Consider the following 19612-nt stretch of genomic DNA (forward strand, 5'->3'; position numbering starts at 1 on the left):
TGCTCCTATTCGTAGCTGATCGAGACGTCGTCGGTGACCGGCAGCGACTGGCAGGCGAGCACGATGCCGTCCGCCATGTCCTCGGCGTCGAGGACCTCGTTGTGCAGCATCTTCACCTCGCCCGATTCGATCCGGCACGCGCACGCACTGCATTGTCCCTCGCGGCACGAATACGGCGCGTCGAGGCCCGCCTCCAGCAAGTGGTCCAGGAGCTTGCGGCGGCGTGGCCACGCCATCGACCGCGTCTCGCCGTCGAGCGTCACGGTCAGGGAAGCGGGCGCCTCGTCCGAGTCCGGCTCCGGCTCGGCGACCGGCTCCTCGACGGAGTCGAACGGGTTCCCGGACAGCGACGAGAACTTCTCGACGTGCACCCGGTTCCGCGGCACGCCGAGCTGCCCGAGCGCCTCCCGCGCGGCCGCCATGAACGGCGCCGGACCACAGAGGAACGCCTCGTGCGCCGGGTACGCGGAAGCCAGGCCGCGCAGCTGCGGCACGTCCGGCAGCCCCTGGACGCTCTCCAGCCAGTGGACGACGACCAGCCGGTCGCCGTAGCGTTTCGCCAGCGACGTCAGCTCGCCGGCGAAGATCACCGACGCCTCGTCGCGGTTCGCGTAGACCAGCACGACCCGGCCGGAGCCCTGCTCCAGCGCCGTCTTCAGGATCGCCATCACCGGCGTGATCCCGCTGCCCGCGGCGAAGAGCAGGAAGTCTTCGTCCACTGAGGACGGTGTGAACACGCCGGCCGGCGCCAGCACGTCCAGGGTCATCCCGGCCCGCAGCTCGTCGCAGATCCAGCTCGACCCGTACCCGCCGTCGGTGCGCTTGACCGTCACCTGCACGCGGTTCTCGTGCGGCGCGCTCGACAGCGAGTAGCACCGCGCCACCGAACCGGTGCGCTCGCTGGGGATCCGCAGCGTCAGGAACTGCCCGGCCGCATACTGGAACGCCGACGCGTGCTCGCCGGGGATCTCGAACACCACCGAACGCGCGTCCGGCGTCTCGACGACGACGTCGGCGACCGTCAGGGTGTAGACCCGCTCAGCCATCCGCGACCGCCAGTGTGCCTTCGCGCACCGCGTCGTCGATGCTGTCCGAGAGCTTCGGGCAGGTGTCGAGCAACGCGGTCGGGCGGTCGGCGTCGGCGAAGACCGGGCAGCTCTCGGCCGCGTTCGTGGTCCACTGGATGCTGGTGTGGCTGATGCTGTTCTTCTTCACCAGCACGCAGGTCCCGCAGGCGCGGCACTCGTGCGGCCGCAGCCCGCCGGTCAGGAACTCGACGGTCTCCGACGTGGTCACACCTCGGCCTCCGCCTTCTGCCTGGCCAGGTTCTCCGCCACCTCGGCCGACCACGCCTCGTTCGCCTTCGACGTGTCCACTTCGAACTCGAAGCGCCGGGTCATGTCCTCGGTGACGTCGGCGGCGTCGACGTAGAACTGCTGGTACCAGCGGCGAAGCTGGTAGACCGGACCGTCCTCTTCGCACAGCAGCGGGTTCTCGATCTGCGTCTTGTGCTTCCAGATCTCGACGTCCTGCAGGAACCCGGCGCCGATGCCCTTCGCCAGCTTCGACGCGATCTTGTCGGCGTGCTCGTCCGAAAGCCCGTCCTGCTTCTTGACCTTCATGCCGTACTGCAGCACGAACGACGTCGGCGACACGGGGTAGTGGCAGTTGATCAGCACGCTCTGGATCTCGTACCCCTGGAAGGAGTTCACCAGGTCGTTGATCATGTACGACGGCCCGAAGTACGACGCCTCGGACCGCAGCAGGTTGTCCTCGCCGCCGTAGTTGGACGCCATGCCCATGTCCGGGCGGCCCTTGGTGTTGAGGTACTGCGTCGCGATGTGGCCTTCGAAGATGTTCTTGAAGTACGTCGGGTACGCGTAGTGGATGTAGAAGAAGTGCGCCATGTCCACGACGTTGTCGATGATCTCACGGCAGTTGGACCCGTCGATGAAGATCGAGTCCCACGTCCAGTTGCTCCACTCGGAGCTGTAGGCCGCCTCGATCCGCGGGATCGCCAGCTCGGCCGGCGGCGGATTGCCTTCCGGGTCGTGCCACACGAACAGCTGGCCGTTCTGCTCCAGCGTCTGCCACGAGCGGGTTCGCGCGCGCAGCGGAACCCGCTTGCCGTAGGGGATCGCGACGCACTTGCCGCTGCCGTTCCAGCGCCAGTCGTGGAACGGGCAGGCGATCTCGTCGCCCTTGACCGTGCCCTGGGTGAGGTCGCCGCCCATGTGCCGGCAGTAGCCGTCGAGCACGTGCAGGTCGCTCTTCGAGTCCGCGAACACCACCAGCTTGGTGCCGAACGCCGTGATGGCGTGCGGTTTCCCGTCGCGGAGGCGCTCGGCCAGCCCCAGGCAGTGCCAGCCCCGGGCGAACCGCGTCGGTGGCTCACCGGCGTAGATGGTGCGTACCGATTCCTGCGTCATCGCTGCCCTCCCGTGGTCCTCTGATCTTCGTGCGCCAGCCGCGTCGCCGCAAGGTAGCCGAACACCATGGCGGGGCCGATGGTCGCGCCGGGCCCGGCGTACGTGCGGCCCATCACGGCCGCGCTGACGTTGCCCGCGGCGAACAGGCCCGGCACGACCGAGCCGTCCTCGCGCAGGACCTGTGCGTGCTCGTCGGTCCGCAGCCCGCCCTTGGTGCCGAGGTCGCCGGGCACGATCTTCACCGCGTAGTACGGCGCCTTGTCGAGCGGGCCGAGGCTGGGGTTGGGTTTGTTGCGCGGGTCGCCGTAGTAGTGGTCGTACGTGCTGAGCCCGCGCTGGAAGTCCTCGTCGACGCCCTTGCGCGCGAAGCCGTTGAAGCGCTCGATCGTGGCTTCCAGCGCATCCGCCGGGACGTCGATCTTCCCGGCCAGCCCGGCCAGCGACGACGACTTGACCGCGATCCCGGCCTTGAACCAGCGGCCGGGCAGCGGCTGGCGCGGCCCGACGCCGGTGAACATGTAGCGGTCCTTGTAACGCTGGTCGAACACCAGCCAGGTCGGGATGTGCTCGCCCGGGCCGTCGCCCTCGCCGTACATCGCGTGCACAGCCTCGACGTAGGGCGCTGACTCGTTGACGAACCGCTGCCCGCGCGCGTCGACCATGACGCAACGCGGGCGCGAGCGCTCGGCCAGCGCGAACCACGGCCCGCCGGTGAGCGGCAGCGTCGGGCCCCACCAGGCGTCGTCCATCAGGTCGAGGGCCGCGCCGAGCTTGAGCCCGGCGGTGATGCCGTCGCCGGTGTTCGCCTCCGCGCCGACGGTCCAGTCGGTGCCGATCGGGGCGCGTTGGTACTTCTCGCGCATCTCGAGGTTCTGCTCGAAGCCACCGCTGGCGAGGATCACGCCGCGGCGGGCCGCGATGACTCCTTGCGCGGTGACCACCCCGGTGACCCGGTCGCCTTCGACCTGCAGGTCCACCAGCGCCGTGTTGAGCCGGACCTCGACGTTCGCCCTGGTCAGGCCGATCCGCAGGCCGGCCGCAAGCGCTTGCCCCATGGCCAGCAGGTGCTGCCGCCGGATCCGGCCGGCCAGCCACTGCGTGCCGAGCGACAGCAGCCGGACGACGCCGCGGGGGTGCCGCAGGAGCAGGCTCAGCCAGCGGTAGTCGGCCTGGGTGATCGGCACGCCGAGCGGGGGAGCGCTGTAGGGCGGTTCGAGGTGGGCCAGCTCGTCGCCGAGCAGGTGGCCGTCGAGGGCGACGGGCTCGACGGACCGGCCGCCGGGCCGCCCGCCGGGCGCCTCGGGGTGGTAGTCGCTGTAGTCGCGGACCCAGCGGAACTTCAGCGGCGTGTGGTCGCAGACGAACCGCAGCACCTCGGGCCCGTGGGCGAGGAACGTGTCGCGCCGGACGGCCGGGACGACGTCCCCGACGATCGAGGCGAGGTACTCGCGCGCCCGCTCGGGCGGGTCGTCGATCCCGGCGGCGCGCAACGCGTGGTTGCCCGGCAGCCAGACCCCGCCGCCGGAGCGCGCGGTCGAGCCGCCGAAGCAGGCCGCCTTCTCCAGGAGTACGACGCTCAGGCCGCCGTGAGCCGCGGCCAGCGCGGCGGTCATCCCGGCAGCGCCGCTGCCGACCACGACGACGTCGAACTGCTCCGTCATGCCACCTCACCTATAACGTGTTCCACAAGACAAGTATCCAGTTGAGGGTCGCTTTCGGCCACCATAGACGAGAACGTGTTTCAGTTCTAGGGTAGCGAACCATGGACGAACTCGTCGCGGACGTGGTCATCGTGGGGTTCGGTGCGGCCGGCGCGTGCGCCGCCCTCGAAGCCGCCGACGCCGGTGCGGACGTCGTCATCGTCGAGCGCTTCGCCGGCGGTGGCGCCAGTGCGGTCAGCGGTGGCGTGGTCTACGCGGGCGGCGGCACCCGCCAGCAGCAGGACGCGGGGGTCGACGACACGGTCGACGCGATGTACGAATACCTGCGCCTCGAAGCCGGGGACGTCGTCTCCGGCAAGACGCTCCGGCGGTTCTGCGAGGACAGTCGCGAGATGGTCACCTGGCTGGAAGGCAACGGCGTCCCGTTCGAAGGCAGCCTCTGCCCGTACAAGACGTCGTACCCGAGTGACGAGTTTTACCTGTACTACTCCGGCAGCGAGGCCGCCGGCGGGTTCCGCGACGCGGCGAAACCGGCCCCGCGCGGGCACCGCGTCAAAGGCCCCGGCACGTCCGGGAAGATGCTGATGACGCGCCTGGCCGAAGCCGTGCGGCGCCGGGAGATCCGGGTGCTGCCGCAGACGCGGGTGCGCTCGCTGATCCACGACGACCAGGGTGGCATCACCGGGGTCGTCACGGACAGCCTGCGGGACGCCTCGGCTTCCGTGAAGGCCCGGCACCGGCGGCTCGCGTCGTACTCCGCCAAGCCCGGCATCTACATCCCGGCGCTGCGGAAACCCCTGCACCGCCGGGTCGAACGGCTCGAACGCGCGCACGCCCGCGAGCTGCGGATCACCGCGCGGCGCGGGGTGGTCCTCGCCGCCGGCGGGTTCATCGCCAACCGCGCGATGGTGCGCGAGCACGCGCCCGCCTACCGCGGCGGCCTGCCGCTGGGCACCGCCGCCGACGACGGCTCGGGCATCCGGCTGGGTGTCGAGGCCGGGGGCGCGACCGCGGAACTGGGCCGGATCTCGGCGTGGCGGTTCGTGACGCCGCCGAGCGCGTTCCTCGGCGGGATCATCGTCGACGCCGGTGGCCGCCGGATCATCGACGAGTCGCGCTACGGCGCCGCCGTCGGCGAGCGGCTGATCGAGCGGCACGAAAGCAAGGGCTGGCTGCTGGTCGACGCGCCGATCGTCGCCGAGGCCCGGCGTGACGGCACCAAGCAGAGCCAGTGGTTCCAGGGCCTGCAGCTGCGGTACCTCCTGCGGCGCGGGCGCGTCGTCGGCTCGACGGTCGAAGAAGCAGCACGCAAGGCCGGTGTCGACCCCCAGGGCCTGCGCGCGAGCGTCGAGGCCTACCACGGTGCCGAAGACCCGATGGGCAAGCCCGCCGAGTTCGCCCGGCGCCTGGACAACCCGCCGTTCTCGCTCATCGACGTCTCGGTGCGGCCCAACCTCGGGTACCCGACGCCGATGCTGACGCTCGGCGGCCTGGTCGTGGACGAGGACACCGGCGCGGTCCGGGACGCCGGGGGTGCGCCGATCAAGGGGCTGTACGCCGCCGGGCGCACCGCGGTGGGAATCTGTTCCAGGTCCTACGTCAGCGGTCTCTCGCTGGCCGACTGCGTGTTTTCCGGCCGCAGGGCGGGGATCAACTCGGCCTTGGCGCAGGGCGTTCTCGACAAAAACGAGAACGTGTTCTAGTCTTGCGGGAGTGAACGCGAGAGAGGAACGCGCATGAGCGAGCAGGTGATCGCCGGGGTCCGGGACCTCCTGCCGGTCCTGCGGGAACGGGCCCAGGACACCGAGGACGCGCGCCGCGTGCCCGAGGAGTCCGTCAAGGCCCTGCAGGAGACCGGGTTCTTCAAGATGCTGCAACCGAAGCCGTACGGCGGTTTCGAGTCGGACCCGGTGAGCTTCTACACCGCGGTGAAGCTGATCGCGAGCGCGTGCGGGTCCACCGGCTGGGTCGCCTCCATCCTCGGCGTCCACCCGTGGCACGTGGCGTTGTTCGACGCTCAGGCGCAGGAAGAGGTGTGGGGCGGCGACGAGGACGTCCGGATCTCCTCGTCGTACGCCCCCATGGGCAAGGCCGAGGTCGTCGAGGGTGGCTACCGGCTGTCCGGCCGGTGGAGCTTCTCGTCCGGCTGCGACCACTGCACGTGGGTGCTGCTCGGCGGGCCGGCGTTCAAGGACGGCAAGCCGGTCGACTTCTGCACGTACCTGCTGCCGATCGCGGACTACTCCATTGTGGACGTCTGGGACACGGTCGGGCTGCGCGGCACCGGGTCGAACGACATCGTCGTCGAAGACGTCTTCGTCCCGCAGCACCGGGCGCTGAGCTTCATCGCGACGTCGAAGTGCAAGGTGCCGGGCCAGGCCGTCAACCCCGGGCCGCTGTACCGGCTGCCGTACGGGTCGGTGCACCCGTCCACGATCACCGCGCCGATCATCGGCATGGCCCAGGGCGCCTACGACGCGCACGTCGAGCACCAGGGCAAGCGGGTGCGCGCCGCGTACGCCGGTGAACAGTCCAAAGAGGATCCGTTCGCCAAGGTCCGGATCGCCGAGGCGGCCAGCGAGATCGACGCCGCGTGGCTGCAGCTGACCCGCAACATCGACGAGCTGTACCAGCTGGCCAAGCGCGAAGAGCGGCTGCCCGTGGACCTGCGGCTGCGCGTCCGGCGCGACCAGGTGCGCGGCACCGAACGCGCGATCGGCGCGATCGACCGGCTCTTCGAGAACTCCGGCGGCCGGGCCATCCAGCGCGGTACGCCGATCCAGCGCTTCTGGCGCGACGCGCACGCCGGCCGGGTGCACGCGGCCAACGACGCCGAGCGCGCCTACGTCATGTACGGCACCGGCGCCTTCGGGCTCCCCGTCGAGAACGCGATGTACTGATGGCCGCGCCGGAAGGGAAGTACGCCGAGGTCGCGGGGGGCCTGAAGCTGCACTACCACGAGGCCGGCGCCGAGCACGCCGAGACGGTGATCCTGCTGCACGGCGGCGGGCCCGGCGCGTCGGCGTGGAGCAACTTCGGGCGCAACCTGCCGGAGTTCGCCAAGCACTACCGGACGATCGCCGTCGACCAGCCCGGCTTCGGCCGGTCGGACAAGCCGACCGCGCACCCGCAGTACTTCCGCCACAGCGCGGACGCCGTCGCGGGCCTGATGGACGCGCTCGGCGTCGAAACCGCGCACTTCATCGGCAACTCGCTCGGGGGCGGGGCCGCGGTCCGGTTGGCGCTGAACCACGGCAAGCGCGCCGGGCGGCTCGTGCTGATGGGGCCGGGCGGGCTGAGCGTCAACCTGTTCGCACCCGACCCGACCGAAGGCGTCAAGAACCTCGGGAAGTTCGGGGCGAAACCCAGCCGCGAGCGCATGGAAGCGTTCCTGCGCATCATGGTCCACGACCAGGCGCTCATCACCGACGAACTGATCGACGACCGGTTCGCCGCGGCGAACACCCCGGAGTCGCTCGCCGCGATGCGGGCCATGGGGATGTCGTTCGCCCAGCCCGAAACCTACGAAGAGGGCATGCTCTGGCGTGAGGCCCACCGGCTGCGCCAGCGGGTGCTGCTGATCTGGGGCCGCGAAGACCGCGTCAACCCGCTCGACGGCGCGTTGGTCGCGCTGAAGACCATCCCGCGCGCGCAGCTGCACGTGTTCGGCGGCTGCGGACACTGGGCCCAGCTGGAGAAGTTCGACGAATTCAACCGGCTGGCCCTCGACTTCCTCGGGAGTTCCTGATGGGCATCCGGTCGCTGGGCTACCTCCGCGTCGAAGCCACCGACATGGCCGCGTGGCGCGAGTACGGGCTCAAGGTGCTCGGCATGGTCGAGGGCAAGGGGGAGAACCCCGACGCGCTCTACCTGCGCATGGACGACTTCCCGGCGCGTCTCGTGATCTCGCCCGGCGACGCGGACCGGCTGACGACCACCGGCTGGGAGGCCGCGAACGCCGGCGAGCTGGCCGAGATCCGGTCCCGGTTGGACAGTGCTTCGGTGCCCTACAAGGAGGGTACGCCCGAGGAGTTGGCCGACCGCCGCGTCGACGAGCTGATCAGCTTCGATGACCCGTCCGGCAACACCCAGGAGGTGTTCCACGGCGTCGCTTTGCAACACCGGCGCGTGGTCAGCCCGTACGGGCACCGGTTCGTCACCGGCGAGCAGGGCCTCGGCCACGTCGTCTTGTCCACAAAGGACGACGAGGCTTCGCTGCGGTTCTACCGTGACGTCCTCGGGTTCCGGCTGCGCGACTCGATGCGCCTGCCGCCGCAGATGGTCGGCCGGCCGGCCGACGGCGCGCCCGCGTGGCTGCGGTTCTTCGGCTGCAACCCGCGCCACCACAGCCTGGCGTTCCTGCCGATGCCGACCCCGAGCGGGATCGTGCACCTGATGGTCGAGGTCGAGCAGACCGACGACGTCGGGCTGTGCCTCGACCGCGCGATCCGGCGCAAGGTGCCGATGTCGGCGACGCTCGGCCGGCACGTCAACGACCTGATGCTGTCGTTCTACATGAAGACCCCCGGCGGGTTCGACATCGAGTTCGGCTGTGAGGGCCGGCAGGTCGACGACGAGAACTGGATCACCCGCGAGAGCACGGCCGTTTCCCTGTGGGGCCACGACTTCTCGGTCGGCGCCCGGCCGCCCGGCGCGCCGTGACGGCGATGGCGGTCGACCGGACCGCGTTCCGCAGTGTCCTCGGGCACTTCTGCACGGGCGTCACCGTCGTCACCGGTCGCGACGGCGACACGCTGGCCGGGTTCGCCTGCCAGTCGTTCGCCGCGCTGTCGCTCGACCCGCCGCTCGTGCTGTTCTGCCCGGCGAAGACGTCCCGCACCTGGCAGGTCCTGGCCGCGGCCGGCCGGTTCGCGATCAACGTCCTGGCCGAGAACCAGCAGGAGGTCAGCGCGGTGTTCGGCGCCCGCGGTGAGGACAAGTTCGCCCGCTTCGGCTGGACGCCCGCGCCGTCCGGGGCGCCGCTGCTCGAAGGCGCGCTGACGTGGATCGACTGCGAGCTGGAGGCGGTGCACGAAGCCGGCGACCACTACGTGGTGATCGGGCGCGTCACGGCGCTGGGCGCGCCGTCGGACGAGCGGCCGTTGCTGTTCCACCGGGGGCGGTACTCGGTCACCGAGCCGGCGCGGGATGCGCTCGCCGCGCTGATGCCGTGGCCCCGCCCGGACGACTGGCTCTGACCCGCGTCACCGCGGGCGGAGACCGTCGACGATCACTGTCACGATCTTGGGCACCCGCGTGTCCCACTCGGCTTCGGGCACCCGCGACAGCGCGCCCAGGAGCAGGATGACGTCCGCCGCGTCGACCTCTTCGCGTACCTGACCGACGGCTTTTCCCCGCTGGAGCAGCGTTTCGAGCGCTTCGTCGAGCCGGTGGTGCTGGCCCGCGTAGAGGTCCTGCCACGCCGAGGCCTCGATCGCCGCCATGACACCGCGCTTGACCCGCGCGTACTCGACCAGCCGGTCGAGCCAGGCGGTCAGGGCCTCGAGCGGCGGGTGCCCGGCCAGCAGCGGCGCCACGGCGTCGACGAGCTGCGTCAGCTCGTACCGGTACACCTCCGCGAGCAGGTGCTCGCGGGTCGGGAAGTGCCGGTAGAGGGTGCCCTGCCCGACGTCGGCAGCCTTGGCGACCCGGTGCAGCTTCAGGTCGGCGGCCGCGCCGTTGGACTCGCTCAGCTCGGCCCGCGCGGCCTCGACGATCCGGTCGCGGTTGGCGACCGCGTCCGACCGGCGCTCACGACCCGGCACGACGGCACCGCCCTTCCCTCGCGAAAGTAACCGGACAGTTGTCAGCTTAACCCGGGGGAGCGGTGCCGGGCAGTCCGCCCGGCGCGGCCGAGCGGTAACAACGGCCGTCGAGAAGGCGACTTCACAGGGTCGTCGCCGCCCGAGGAGGAGTTCGTGCAGCTGTCCGGTTTCCCGGCCGCGGAGGTCGGGTTCGACCGCGCTGGTGGGCTCGCCGGCGACCGGGGCGCGGCCGTGCGGGAGCTGGCCGCCGACCGCGCGACCACCGACCTCGTCGTGCTCAGCCACGGCTGGGACGACGACCCCGTCACGGCGAGGCACCTGTACGCCGATCTCGCGTCCTCGCTGCGCTCGGTCTGCGACGGACCCCTCGCCTTCGCCTGCGTGCTGTGGCCGTCGCGGAAGTTCGCCGAGTCCGCCGGGCTGGAGGAGCGGCTCGACCTGCTGCGGGAGCTGGTGCCCGAGCACCGGCGCACCATCGACGCGGCGGCCGAGCTCGTCCCGGCGCTCGCGGCCCGCTCGACCGCGCGGACCGCGTTCGCCGCCGCGCTGCTGTCGGTCGCCGCCCCCGCCGCGCAGGACCGCGAAGACGCGTCGACGGAGCTGCTGACCCTGCCCGGCGGCACCGTGATGGACCGGCTCGCGAAACCGGCGTCCGGGTTCGTCGAGGCCGCGCGGCAGCTGCTGGACTACCTGACCTACTACGAGATGAAGGCGCGCGCGGGCGAGGTGGGGGAGCACGGCCTGGCGCCGTTGCTCGGCGCGGTCGCCCGGCCCGGCCTGCGCGTTCACCTGGTCGGGCACGGCTTCGGCGGCCGCCTGGTGACCGCGGCCGCGCTGGCCCGGCCGGCCGGGACGCTGGGCACGCTCACCCTGCTGCAGGCGACGTTGTCGCACCACGCGTTCGCCGAGTCGGGGGTGTTCCGCGGCGTGCTCGACGCGCACGTCGTGACCGGACCGATCCTCGTCACGCACACCGCGTACGACCTGGTCGCCGGGGTCGCGTTCGAGATCGCGTCGCGCGTCACCGGGCTGGGTTACGGCAGCATCGGGCGGGACGGTGCTCAGGGGACCGCCGAAGCCGTGCCGGGCGAGCTGCTGCCGGTCGGCGGGCGTTACGCGTGGCGCCCGGGCGTGCCGCACAACCTGCGGGCCGACGGGTTCGTGCGCGGGCACACCGACGTCCACGGGCCGGAAATCGCTCACGCGCTGTGGTCGGCGATCGCGGCCGGTTAGCTCGGGCGGGTGGTTGTGCAGGGGTTCACAGGTGGGCCGCGTCCCATTCACGAGAGAAAGCCGACACTGCGCGCGCACACTGAGGGTGCAGAGTCTGTTCCCGGGGAGGAGTGTGCCGCGCATGCAGGGTCGGATCGCCCGGTTCCGGCGCCGGTTGTTCCCCGGCGGCAACCCGCTCGCCCGGTTCGGTGACCGCGTCGAAGCCGCGTTGCTGCTCCTGCTGGTGGCCGGCGCGCTGCTGACGCTGCCGTTCGCCGCCGCCGTCGGCTCCGACACCTACGCCGCGCAGACCGCCCGCGCCGAGCAGGAGCGCACCACGCGTCATCCCGCGACGGCGACCTCGCTGGCCGCGGCCGCCACGCAGACCTACAGCACCGACGGTGCCGGCGCGCCCGCCGACCAGACGACCGTCCCGGCGGCCTGGTTCGACGCCCGCGGCACCCGGCACACCGGCGACGTCCTCGCCGACTCCGGCAGCCCTAAGGGCACGCACGTCCCGGTGTGGCTGGACCAGCGCGGCGAGCTGACGACCGAGCCGCTCTCGCCGGCCACCTCGGCAGCCGACGGCGTGTTCGCGGCGATCCTGCTCTGGGTCGCCGTCACCGGCGCACTGGCCGCGCTCTACGGCGTCGCCCGGTTCGTCCTGGGCCGCCTCCGCGCCGCGGCGTGGGACCGGGCCTGGGCGCAAGCCCGCCACGACAGCCGGTTCTGAGCGTCCGTCACTTCCAGCGGAAGTGCACGAAGACCCGGCCGAAGTTGTCCTTGTCCTTCTCGATCCGGTGGTAGAGCGCCTTGATGTCCTTGCGCTCCAGGAACCGCAGGACGTGCTTCTTCAGCTGCCCCGAGCCCTTGCCGGGGATGATCTCGACGAGCGGTGCCTTCTTGGCGACGGCCTCGTCGATGATCCCCTGCAGCGCCTTGTCGATCTCGCCGCCGCGGTTGTAGATGTCGTGGAGGTCCAGCTTCAGCTTCACAGGGCCTGCCACCAGCCGTCGACCGCCGGCGGCTCACCGACGTCCACGCGCTCACCCGGACGGGGGATCGCCAGCGGGATGTCCGCCGCCTTCGCCTCGGTCCAGACGCGGTCCGCCGGCTCACCCCACGGGTGCATCGCCAGCGAGAACGTCGCCCAGTGGACCGGGACCAGCAGCTTCGCCCGGACGTCGAGGCCCGCCGCGACGCCTTCCTCCGGTGTCATGTGGATGTCCGGCCACTGCGGGGCGTACGCGCCGATCTGGACCAGGGCGACGTCGAAGGGGCCGTGTTCCGCGCCGATGCTCGCGAAGCCGTCGAAGTAGCCCGTGTCGCCGGTGTAGAAGACCCGGTGCTCCGGGCCGAGCAGCGCCCACGACGTCCACAGCGTGTCGTCGTTCGTGATGCCGCGGCCGGAGAAGTGCTGGGCCGGCGTCGAGATGAACCGCACGCCGGCCACCGTCGCCTCTTCGTGCCAGTCCAGCTCGATGATCCGCTCGGCCGGGACGTGCCAGCGCTCCAGGTGCGCGCCGACACCCAGCGGCACCAGGAACGGCGCCGCGGTCGACGTCACCAGCGAGCGGATCGTCGCCAGGTCGAGGTGGTCGTAGTGGTCGTGCGAGATGACGACGGCGTCCACCCGGCCGACCCCGGACAGCGGCACCGGCGGCTCGTGCAGCCGCCGCGGGCCGGCGAACGTCGCCGGCGAGACGCGGTCGCTCCACACCGGGTCGAGCAGCACGCGGGCGCCGTCCAGCTCCACCAGCGTCGAGGCGTGGCCGTACCAGGTCAGGTGCAGGCCCTCGGCCGTCTCGACCGGCGCGGCCTTCACCAAGGGGATCGCACTGGCGGGTTTGCGCAGCTCACGGTCGGTGCCGAAGAACATCTCGCGGAAGATGGTGCTCATCGACGCCGCGGTCATCGGGTGCCGCGGCGCCACGTTGCGGAACACCTTGCCGTCGAACTGCGGCGAGCGGCGGACCCGCTCGGCACGGGCGCCGGCGGCCTTCGCGCCGAACGCCGCCGGCAGGTCACGCAGTGCAGCGATCGTCTTCCTCATGCCCCGAGTCTACGAACGGTTCCTGAGAGGCGCCCCAGCTTCATGCAGGTGGGTGAGCGCCTGCCGGTAGGACTCGACCAGGCTCGTCTGCAGGTACGGGATGCCCAGCTCGGCGCAGTACCCCTGGACGATCGGCTGCGCCTGCCGCAGGTGCCGCGACGGCATGCTCGGGAACAGGTGGTGCTCGATCTGGTAGTTGAGGCCGCCGAGGGCGACGTCGACGACCGCGCCGCCGCGGACGTTGCGGGAGGTCAGCACCTGCTTGCGCAGGAAGTCGAGCTCGGGCCGCCCGGTCAGCGTCGGCATGCCCTTGTGGTTGGGCGCGAAGATCGATCCCATGTAGACACCCCACAGTCCTTGGTGGACGGCGAAGAACAGCAACGCCATGCCCGGCGACAGCACCGTGATCAGCGCGCTGAAGTAGACGGCGAAGTGCAGGGCGAGCAGGGCGGCCTCGACGCCGCGGTGGCGCAGGCCCGGCTTGCGCACCGCGCGGATGCCGGACCAGTGCAGGTTCAGGCCTTCGAGGGTGAGCAGCGGGAAGAACAGGAACGCCTGGTAGCGCCCGATGAACCGCGGGACACCGCGGCTGGCGCGGGCCTGGTCCTTCGACCACACCAGGATGTCCGGGTCGACGTCGGGGTCGAGCTCCTCGTGGTTCGGGTTGGCGTGGTGGCGGGTGTGCTTGTCCATCCACCAGCCGTAGCTCATGCCGACGCCGAGGTTGCCCGCGATCATCCCGGCGACCTCGGTCGGCCGCCGGCGCCGGAACACCTGCTTGTGCGCGAGGTCGTGGGAGAGCAGCGCGATCTGGCCGAACAGCACGGCTTGGAACGCGGCCACGGCCAGCTGCCACCACGAGTTCCCGAGGAAGGCGAAGGCGACCCAGCCGGCGGCGAACAACGTGGTCACGACGGCGATCCGGGCGGTGTAGTAACCGGGCCGGCGCCTCATCAGGCCGGCGGCGGAGATGCGGTGGCTCAGCCGGGCGAAGTCGCTGCCGGTGTGCACGAGGTTGTCTGTGGTCACGTCCCCGAGTCTTCGCGCGGACGCCACCGGCCGGAATCCTGCGCGCCGGTGGGCACTTCGGGGGGCCAGCCCTACCGGAGTGCCTGGTATGCGCCCGGCCCGTCGTGAGTGGTAATGAGGGTTCTAACCCGCATTACCACTCACGACCGGACGCGCGGCAGGTGGTGGTGCGGCGCGCCGAACAGCAGGGACGACGAGTGCGCGCGCTTGAAGTAGCGGTGCGCCGGGTGTTCCCAGGTGATCGCGATGCCGCCGTGCAGCTGGATCATCTCCGCCGTGACCTCGGACAGCACCTCGGAGCAGTGCACCTTGGCGACCGCAGGCAGGTCCGCGTAGGCGGCCGAGCGGGCCGTCTCGACCAGGACGTGCAGGTCCGCCATGCGGTGCTTGAGCGCCTGGAAGCTCCCGATCGGGCGGCCGAACTGATGGCGTTGCTGGGTGTACTCGACGGTCAGCTCGAGTGCCCGGGCCGCCGCGCCGGTCTGCTCGGCGGCGAGGACCAGGCACGCGAAATCCCGAAGCGGACCGGGATCCAGGGGGCCGAGGCGGCGCGCGGGCGCGTGGTCGAACGTCACGGTGGCGAAGTGCCGCGTCTCGTCGAGCGACGGGACGTGCTCGCGGTCGGCGTCGGCTGGGTCCACTTCGTACAGTCCGTCTTCGGTGACGGCCAGCAGGATCGACGCCGTGTCGCCGTCCAGGACGTAGTGCGCGCGTCCGTCCACAGTCGACAAATCGCCCCGGCAGGCCGCGGCGTCCCAGCGGCCGTCCTCGCCGGTCCAGGCCAGCGCGGCGACGGCGCCCTCGGCGAGCCGGGGGAGCAGCCGCTCGTCTCCCGTCGCGAGCACGGCCTGCGTGGCGACGGCCGAGCCGAGGAACGGGACGTCGGCCAGGACGCGGCCGAGCTCTTCGGCGACGATCCGGAGTTCGGTGAGCCCGGCGCCGAGCCCGCCGTGCTCCTCGGGGATGGCGAGCGCGGGGACGCCGATGTCGACGAGGGCCGGCCACGGCGTGGCCTCGCGCTCCAGGAGTTTCCGGACGGTGGCGCGGAGTTCGTCCTGTTCGGGTGTCATCCGACGGCCGCCAGGATGCGCCGCCGGTGCACCGCGCCGGTGCCCCACGCCGTCGTCAGGGCGCGGACCCGCAGCAGCCGCCTACCCAGTGGGTGCTCGGCGGTGTAGCCGATCGCGCCGTGCACCTGCAGTCCGGTGCGGGCCGCGAGCAACGCCGCGTCGCCGCACGCCACCTTCGCCGCCGAGACGTCGGCGGGGGCGAGGGTCACGGCCGCGCCGTACAGCAGCGGCCGGGCCAGCTCCAGCGCCGTGACGACGTCGGCGAGCAGGTGCTTGACCGCCTGGTACTTGCCGATCTCGCGGCCGTACTGGCGGCGTTGCCCGGCGTAGCCGACCGACGTCGAGAGCAGCCAGTTCCCGGCGCCGAGCAGCTGGGCCGCCGTCGCGAGGACGCCGAGGTCGAACGCGCGCGCCGGGTCCAGGGCCGGGCCGAGGTCGTCGCCGGGGACGGCCTCGAACAGCCGCCGGGACGGGTCCACCGAAGCCAGCTCGCGGCCGGGGGTGAAGGTCTTCAGGCGCGTGCCGTCCACCAGGACGCGCAGGTCCGCGGTGTCGGCGTCGAGCGCGTAGGGCACGTGCGGTGCGAAGACCACCGACGCCCGCGTCTCGCCTGAGGCCACCGACGCGAGCACCGGGTCGTCGAGCAACGCGGGCAGCACGGCCACCGTGTCGGTCCACGGCCCCGCGACGCCGTGGTGGCCCAGCGCCTCGAACGCGACGACGAGGTCGACCGGGGAGGCGTCGAGGCCGTCGTGCTTCTCGGGGATGCCGAGGGCCGTGACGCCCAGCTCGGCGAGCTTCGGCCAGTCGTCTGTGGTCGAAAGCAGGTCGTGCAGAGACGCGGCGAACGCCGTCTGCTCGGCGGTCAACCCGAACCTCATCGGTCCTCCCGGGGCAGGCCGAGCAGGCGTTCGGCGACGATCGTGCGCTGGATCTGGTCGGTGCCGCCGTAGATCGGGCCGGCCAGCGAGAACAGCCAGCCGTCGCTCCAGGGGCCGCGCAGCTCGGCGTCCGGGCCCAGCAGGTCGAGCGCCGTCTCGTGCAGCTCGACGTCCAGGTGCGACCAGAAGAGCTTGTTGACGCTCGACTCCGGCCCGAGCTGGCCGCCCTCGGCGAGCTTGGTGACCGTGCCGAACGTGTAGAGCTGGTAGGCGCGGGCGCCGATCCAGGCGTCGGCGACCCGGTCCGCGGTGGCTTCGGGACGGCCCGCGCCGGACCACAGCGCCGTCAGCCGATCGGCCGCCGCGAGGAACCGGCCGGGGCTGCGCAGCGACAGGCCGCGTTCGTTGTTGGCCGTGGTCATCGCGACCTTCCAGCCCGCGCCGGGCTCGCCGATGACGTCGGCGTCCGGCACGAAGACGTCGTCGAAGAAGATCTCGGCGAAACCCGGCTCGCCGTCCAGCTGCGGGATCGGGCGCACCGTGACGCCGTCGGCGCGCAGGTCCGCCATCAGGTAGGTCAGGCCGCGGTGGCGTTCGGCTTCGGGGTCGCTGCGGAACAGGCCGAACGCGCGATCGGCGTAGGCTGCCCGGGAGCTCCACGTCTTCTGTCCGTTGAGGACCCAGCCACCGTCCACACGCGACGCCGTGCTGCGCAGCGCGGCGATGTCGCTGCCCGCCTCCGGCTCGGACCAGGCCTGCGCCCAGACCTCTTCGGAGCGCGCCATCTTCGGCAGGATCCGGGCCAGCTGCTCGTCGGTGCCGTGCGAGAAGAGCGTCGGCGCCAGCATGAAGATGCCGTTCTGGTTGACGCGCAGGGGCGCGCCGGCCGCGTAGTACTCCTCCTCGAACAGCACCCACTCCAGGAGGCTCGCGTCGCGGCCGCCGTACTCCGCCGGCCAGGAGACGACCGACCAGCGCGCGTCGGCCAGCCCGGCCTCCCACTCGCGGTGGGCGGCGAAGCCCTCCGGCGTGTCGAACGAGGGGAGCGGCTCGGCGGGGACGTGCGCGGCCAGCCATTCGCGGGCTTCGTCGCGGAACGCTTCGACGTCAGGGGAGAGGTCGAGGTCCATCAGCGGTCCCGCATGGACCGGGCGTCCAGCCCGGCCAGGGAGTCGCCGGCGGTCTCGGCGTTGTGCGCGTGCGCGAAGTGGTGCAACCCGAACACACTGTCCATTCCGGACCGCAGGCCCATCTGGTCTTCGGCCTGGTTCACGGCCTTCTTGGCCAGCGCGAGGCCGAACCGCGGCATCTCGGCGATCTTCGTGGCCAGCGCCATCGTCTCGGTTTCGAGATCGGCGCGCGGGACGACCCGGTTGAGCATGCCCCAGTCGAGGGCCTGCTGGGCCGTGAAGCGCTCGCCGGTGAACAGGACCTCCTTGGCCCGGCGCGGCCCGAGCACCCACGGGTGCGCGAAGTACTCGACGCCGGGAATCCCCATGCGCACCACGGGATCGGCGAAGAACGCGTCGTCGGAGGCGACGATCAGGTCGCACACCCAGGCCAGCATCAACGCCCCGGCGATGCACGCGCCCTGGACGGACGCGATCGTCGGCTTCGGGATCTCCCGCCAGCGGCGGCACATCCCCAAGTACACTTCGGACTCCCGCGCGAACCGCTGGTCGCCGCCCGCGGCGTCGACGTGGTCCCACCACATCACGGCCTTGCGCTCGAACGAGACGTCCGCGTCGCGGCCCGGCGAGCCGATGTCGTGCCCGGCAGAGAAGTGCTTGCCCGCCCCGGCCAGGACGATCACCTTCACCTCGGCGTCGTCGACGGCCCGGGTGAACGCGGCGTCCAGCGCGTAGGTCATCGCCGAGTTCTGCGCGTTGCGGTACTCGGGCCGGTTCAGGGTGACGACCGCGACCGGTCCGCGCACCTCGTACGTGACCTCCTCGCCGATGTCGCTCATGCTTCCTCCCGCAGAACTCGTTTGAGCACCTTGCCCGACGGCGTGCGCGGCAGCTCGTCCCGGAACTCGACGTGCCGGGGCCGCTTGTAGTTCGCCAGGTTGGCCTTGCAGTGGTCGATGACGTCCTCTGTGGACAGTGTGACGCCCGGCCGCAGCCGGACGTAGGCCTTGCCGACCTCGCCGTAGACCGGGTCCGGCACGCCGACGACGACGGCCTCGGCCACGCCGTCGAGCCAGCCCAGCGCCTGCTCGACCTCGGCCGGGTAGACGTTGAAGCCGCCGCAGATGTACATGTCCTTGATCCGGTCGACGATCCGCAGGTGCCCGGACCCGGTGAGCACGCCGACGTCGCCGGTGTGCAGCCAGCCGTCGGTGTCGATCGCCTCGGCGGTGGCGGCCGGGTCGTCGAGGTACCCGAGCATCACGTTCGGCCCGCGCAGCAGCACCTCGTCACGCTCGCCGAGGCGGACCTCGAACCCGGCGGCAGGCCGGCCGACGGTCCGGGCGATCAGGTCGGGCGGGTCGGTGCGCAGCGACATCGTGGCCACGACGGCCTCGGTCAGGCCGTACGCGGTGAGGACCAGGTCGAAGCCGAGTTCGGCCTGCATGCGTTCGACGAGCGCCACCGGGACGGTCGCGGCGCCGGTGACCGCCAGCCGGAGCGTCGACAGGTCGTACGACGGCCGGTCGGGCGCGTCGAGGAGGACCTGGAAGATCGTCGGCGCGCCCGGCAGCACGGAGATCCGCTCGTCCTGGATCAGCCGGAGGGTCTCGGCGACGGCGAAGGTGCGCTGCGGCACGAGCGTCGTGCCGTGCAATGTCGCGGCGAGGATCCCGGCCTTGTAACCGAAGCTGTGGAAGAACGGGTTGATCACGAGGTAGCGGTCGTGCTCGCTCAGCTCGCCGCACTCGGCCCACGCGGCGGCGACGCCGAGGGCCTGCCGGTGCGACGACATCGCGCCCTTGCTGCGGCCGGTCGTCCCCGACGTGAAGAGGATGTCGCTGACGTCGTCCGGCCGCGCGGGGCTGGTGAAGGTGTCGTCGAAGCTGTCGAGCGCGGCCCACTCGGTGACGCCGTCGACCGGGTCTTCCGGGCCCTCGACCGGGATCCGCAGCACCGTGGGCGGACGTTCGGTCAGGTCCGCGAGCCGGTCGGCGCCGAGGAACGTCCCGGTGATGGCCAGCGCCGAGACGCCGCCCCGGGTCAGGATGTCCGTGGTTTCCCGTGCGGTGAACCGGGTGCTGATCGGCACCAGCGTCGCGCCGGCGTAGTGCGCGCCGAGGGCCGCGACCGGCCAGTGCCACGTGTTGGGCGCGCAGACCGCGACGCGGTCACCCGGCCCGATCCCCGCGGCGGCGTAGAAGTTCGCGCACTGCCGCACCCGGGAAGCCAGCTCCGGCCAGGTCAGCCGGACGTCGCCGTCCACCAGTGCTTCACGCGCGGGGAACCGCTCCGCCGCGGCGTCGAGCGCCGCCGGGACGGTCTCCGGCATCACGGCCTCCCTAGCAAGTGCTTGGTAGGGTAGCCTACGCAGGAGCCCCG

At 71.7% G+C, this 19612-nt stretch carries 20 protein-coding genes; 7 read left to right on the forward strand and 13 right to left on the reverse strand.

Annotated features, from left to right (window positions below; all coding sequences use genetic code 11):
• Window positions 1–5: 5 nt before the first annotated feature.
• The 4 genes from OG439_RS01865 to kstD are packed head-to-tail and all read right to left on the reverse strand — an operon-like array spanning window position 6 to window position 4090.
• On the reverse strand, window positions 6–1046 hold the full coding sequence (locus tag OG439_RS01865) for a ferredoxin--NADP reductase (protein WP_326947598.1): 1041 nt from the start codon (window positions 1044–1046) through the stop codon (window positions 6–8).
• Window positions 1039–1296, reverse strand: coding sequence for a hypothetical protein (locus OG439_RS01870; protein WP_247063338.1), 258 nt, complete (start codon window positions 1294–1296; stop codon window positions 1039–1041). The genes OG439_RS01865 and OG439_RS01870 overlap by 8 nt, the downstream gene beginning before the upstream one ends.
• Window positions 1293–2429, reverse strand: coding sequence for a Rieske 2Fe-2S domain-containing protein (locus OG439_RS01875; RefSeq protein WP_247063339.1), 1137 nt, complete (start codon window positions 2427–2429; stop codon window positions 1293–1295). Before OG439_RS01875 ends, OG439_RS01870 begins: the two co-directional genes overlap by 4 nt.
• Window positions 2426–4090, reverse strand: coding sequence for a 3-oxosteroid 1-dehydrogenase (kstD, locus tag OG439_RS01880; protein ID WP_326947599.1), 1665 nt, complete (start codon window positions 4088–4090; stop codon window positions 2426–2428). Before kstD ends, OG439_RS01875 begins: the two co-directional genes overlap by 4 nt.
• Window positions 4091–4191: 101 nt before the next feature.
• On the opposite strand from kstD, the gene OG439_RS01885 reads away from it, so the two are divergent.
• Genes OG439_RS01885 through hsaB form a run of 5 tightly spaced genes read left to right on the forward strand, consistent with a single transcriptional unit; the run spans window position 4192 to window position 9288 of the window.
• The gene (locus OG439_RS01885; protein WP_326947600.1) at window positions 4192–5793 is read left to right on the forward strand and encodes an FAD-binding protein; all 1602 of its coding nucleotides are present in this window, start codon (window positions 4192–4194) and stop codon (window positions 5791–5793) included.
• Window positions 5794–5826: 33 nt separating this feature from the next.
• Window positions 5827–6990, forward strand: a complete 1164-nt coding sequence (gene hsaA / locus OG439_RS01890; protein ID WP_326947601.1) for a 3-hydroxy-9,10-secoandrosta-1,3,5(10)-triene-9,17-dione monooxygenase oxygenase subunit — start codon at window positions 5827–5829, stop codon at window positions 6988–6990.
• Window positions 6990–7838: a 4,5:9,10-diseco-3-hydroxy-5,9,17-trioxoandrosta-1(10),2-diene-4-oate hydrolase gene (hsaD, locus tag OG439_RS01895; protein ID WP_326947602.1), complete on the forward strand. Its 849-nt coding sequence runs from the start codon at window positions 6990–6992 to the stop codon at window positions 7836–7838. Before hsaA ends, hsaD begins: the two co-directional genes overlap by 1 nt.
• Window positions 7838–8752: an iron-dependent extradiol dioxygenase HsaC gene (gene hsaC, locus OG439_RS01900; RefSeq protein ID WP_326947603.1), complete on the forward strand. Its 915-nt coding sequence runs from the start codon at window positions 7838–7840 to the stop codon at window positions 8750–8752. Before hsaD ends, hsaC begins: the two co-directional genes overlap by 1 nt.
• Before the next feature lie 5 nt (window positions 8753–8757).
• Entirely contained in the window at window positions 8758–9288 is a 531-nt protein-coding gene (gene hsaB / locus OG439_RS01905; protein ID WP_326947604.1) for a 3-hydroxy-9,10-secoandrosta-1,3,5(10)-triene-9,17-dione monooxygenase reductase subunit, read from the forward strand.
• 6 nt (window positions 9289–9294) lie between these two features.
• On the opposite strand, the gene OG439_RS01910 is transcribed toward hsaB, so the two are convergent.
• Window positions 9295–9855 carry a TetR/AcrR family transcriptional regulator gene (locus tag OG439_RS01910; RefSeq protein WP_326947605.1) on the reverse strand — a complete coding sequence of 187 codons (561 nt, stop codon included), beginning with the start codon at window positions 9853–9855 and terminating at the stop codon, window positions 9295–9297.
• Window positions 9856–10008: 153 nt separating this feature from the next.
• On the opposite strand from OG439_RS01910, the gene OG439_RS01915 reads away from it, so the two are divergent.
• Entirely contained in the window at window positions 10009–11088 is a 1080-nt protein-coding gene (locus tag OG439_RS01915; protein ID WP_326947606.1) for a hypothetical protein, read from the forward strand.
• Between the two features lie 121 nt (window positions 11089–11209).
• The gene (locus OG439_RS01920) at window positions 11210–11800 is read left to right on the forward strand and encodes an Rv1733c family protein (protein WP_326947607.1); all 591 of its coding nucleotides are present in this window, start codon (window positions 11210–11212) and stop codon (window positions 11798–11800) included.
• 7 nt (window positions 11801–11807) lie between these two features.
• On the opposite strand, the gene OG439_RS01925 is transcribed toward OG439_RS01920, so the two are convergent.
• From OG439_RS01925 to OG439_RS01960, 8 genes are all read right to left on the reverse strand, one after another.
• The gene (locus OG439_RS01925) at window positions 11808–12062 is read right to left on the reverse strand and encodes a Smr/MutS family protein (RefSeq protein ID WP_247063355.1); all 255 of its coding nucleotides are present in this window, start codon (window positions 12060–12062) and stop codon (window positions 11808–11810) included.
• Window positions 12059–13120, reverse strand: a complete 1062-nt coding sequence (locus OG439_RS01930) for an MBL fold metallo-hydrolase (RefSeq protein ID WP_326947608.1) — start codon at window positions 13118–13120, stop codon at window positions 12059–12061. Before OG439_RS01930 ends, OG439_RS01925 begins: the two co-directional genes overlap by 4 nt.
• A gap of 9 nt (window positions 13121–13129) precedes the next feature.
• Window positions 13130–14149: a fatty acid desaturase family protein gene (locus tag OG439_RS01935; RefSeq protein ID WP_326947609.1), complete on the reverse strand. Its 1020-nt coding sequence runs from the start codon at window positions 14147–14149 to the stop codon at window positions 13130–13132.
• A gap of 140 nt (window positions 14150–14289) precedes the next feature.
• Window positions 14290–15219 carry an acyl-CoA dehydrogenase family protein gene (locus OG439_RS01940; protein WP_326947610.1) on the reverse strand — a complete coding sequence of 310 codons (930 nt, stop codon included), beginning with the start codon at window positions 15217–15219 and terminating at the stop codon, window positions 14290–14292.
• Window positions 15216–16100, reverse strand: coding sequence for an acyl-CoA dehydrogenase family protein (locus tag OG439_RS01945; protein ID WP_326947611.1), 885 nt, complete (start codon window positions 16098–16100; stop codon window positions 15216–15218). The genes OG439_RS01940 and OG439_RS01945 overlap by 4 nt, the downstream gene beginning before the upstream one ends.
• Window positions 16097–17230, reverse strand: a complete 1134-nt coding sequence (locus tag OG439_RS01950; RefSeq protein ID WP_326947612.1) for an acyl-CoA dehydrogenase family protein — start codon at window positions 17228–17230, stop codon at window positions 16097–16099. Before OG439_RS01950 ends, OG439_RS01945 begins: the two co-directional genes overlap by 4 nt.
• Entirely contained in the window at window positions 17230–18069 is an 840-nt protein-coding gene (locus OG439_RS01955) for an enoyl-CoA hydratase (protein ID WP_326947613.1), read from the reverse strand. The genes OG439_RS01950 and OG439_RS01955 overlap by 1 nt, the downstream gene beginning before the upstream one ends.
• The gene (locus tag OG439_RS01960) at window positions 18066–19562 is read right to left on the reverse strand and encodes a FadD3 family acyl-CoA ligase (RefSeq protein ID WP_326947615.1); all 1497 of its coding nucleotides are present in this window, start codon (window positions 19560–19562) and stop codon (window positions 18066–18068) included. The genes OG439_RS01955 and OG439_RS01960 overlap by 4 nt, the downstream gene beginning before the upstream one ends.
• Window positions 19563–19612: the final 50 nt, after the last annotated feature.

The organism is Amycolatopsis sp. NBC_01307 (genome assembly GCF_035975215.1).
Taxonomy (GTDB): domain Bacteria; phylum Actinomycetota; class Actinomycetes; order Mycobacteriales; family Pseudonocardiaceae; genus Amycolatopsis.

Bases quoted from the DNA above. Each gene is read 5' to 3' on its own strand.
- OG439_RS01865 (WP_326947598.1), bottom strand. From the start codon at position 1,046: ATGGCTGAGCGGGTCTACACCCTGACGGTCGCCGACGTCGTCGTCGAG.
- OG439_RS01875 (WP_247063339.1), bottom strand. From the start codon at position 2,429: ATGACGCAGGAATCGGTACGCACCATCTACGCCGGTGAGCCACCGACG.
- kstD (WP_326947599.1), bottom strand. From the start codon at position 4,090: ATGACGGAGCAGTTCGACGTCGTCGTGGTCGGCAGCGGCGCTGCCGGG.
- OG439_RS01885 (WP_326947600.1), top strand. From the start codon at position 4,192: ATGGACGAACTCGTCGCGGACGTGGTCATCGTGGGGTTCGGTGCGGCC.
- hsaA (WP_326947601.1), top strand. From the start codon at position 5,827: ATGAGCGAGCAGGTGATCGCCGGGGTCCGGGACCTCCTGCCGGTCCTG.
- hsaD (WP_326947602.1), top strand. From the start codon at position 6,990: ATGGCCGCGCCGGAAGGGAAGTACGCCGAGGTCGCGGGGGGCCTGAAG.
- hsaC (WP_326947603.1), top strand. From the start codon at position 7,838: ATGGGCATCCGGTCGCTGGGCTACCTCCGCGTCGAAGCCACCGACATG.
- hsaB (WP_326947604.1), top strand. From the start codon at position 8,758: ATGGCGGTCGACCGGACCGCGTTCCGCAGTGTCCTCGGGCACTTCTGC.
- OG439_RS01920 (WP_326947607.1), top strand. From the start codon at position 11,210: ATGCAGGGTCGGATCGCCCGGTTCCGGCGCCGGTTGTTCCCCGGCGGC.
- OG439_RS01930 (WP_326947608.1), bottom strand. From the start codon at position 13,120: ATGAGGAAGACGATCGCTGCACTGCGTGACCTGCCGGCGGCGTTCGGC.
- OG439_RS01940 (WP_326947610.1), bottom strand. From the start codon at position 15,219: ATGACACCCGAACAGGACGAACTCCGCGCCACCGTCCGGAAACTCCTG.
- OG439_RS01945 (WP_326947611.1), bottom strand. From the start codon at position 16,100: ATGAGGTTCGGGTTGACCGCCGAGCAGACGGCGTTCGCCGCGTCTCTG.
- OG439_RS01950 (WP_326947612.1), bottom strand. From the start codon at position 17,230: ATGGACCTCGACCTCTCCCCTGACGTCGAAGCGTTCCGCGACGAAGCC.
- OG439_RS01955 (WP_326947613.1), bottom strand. From the start codon at position 18,069: ATGAGCGACATCGGCGAGGAGGTCACGTACGAGGTGCGCGGACCGGTC.
- OG439_RS01960 (WP_326947615.1), bottom strand. From the start codon at position 19,562: ATGCCGGAGACCGTCCCGGCGGCGCTCGACGCCGCGGCGGAGCGGTTC.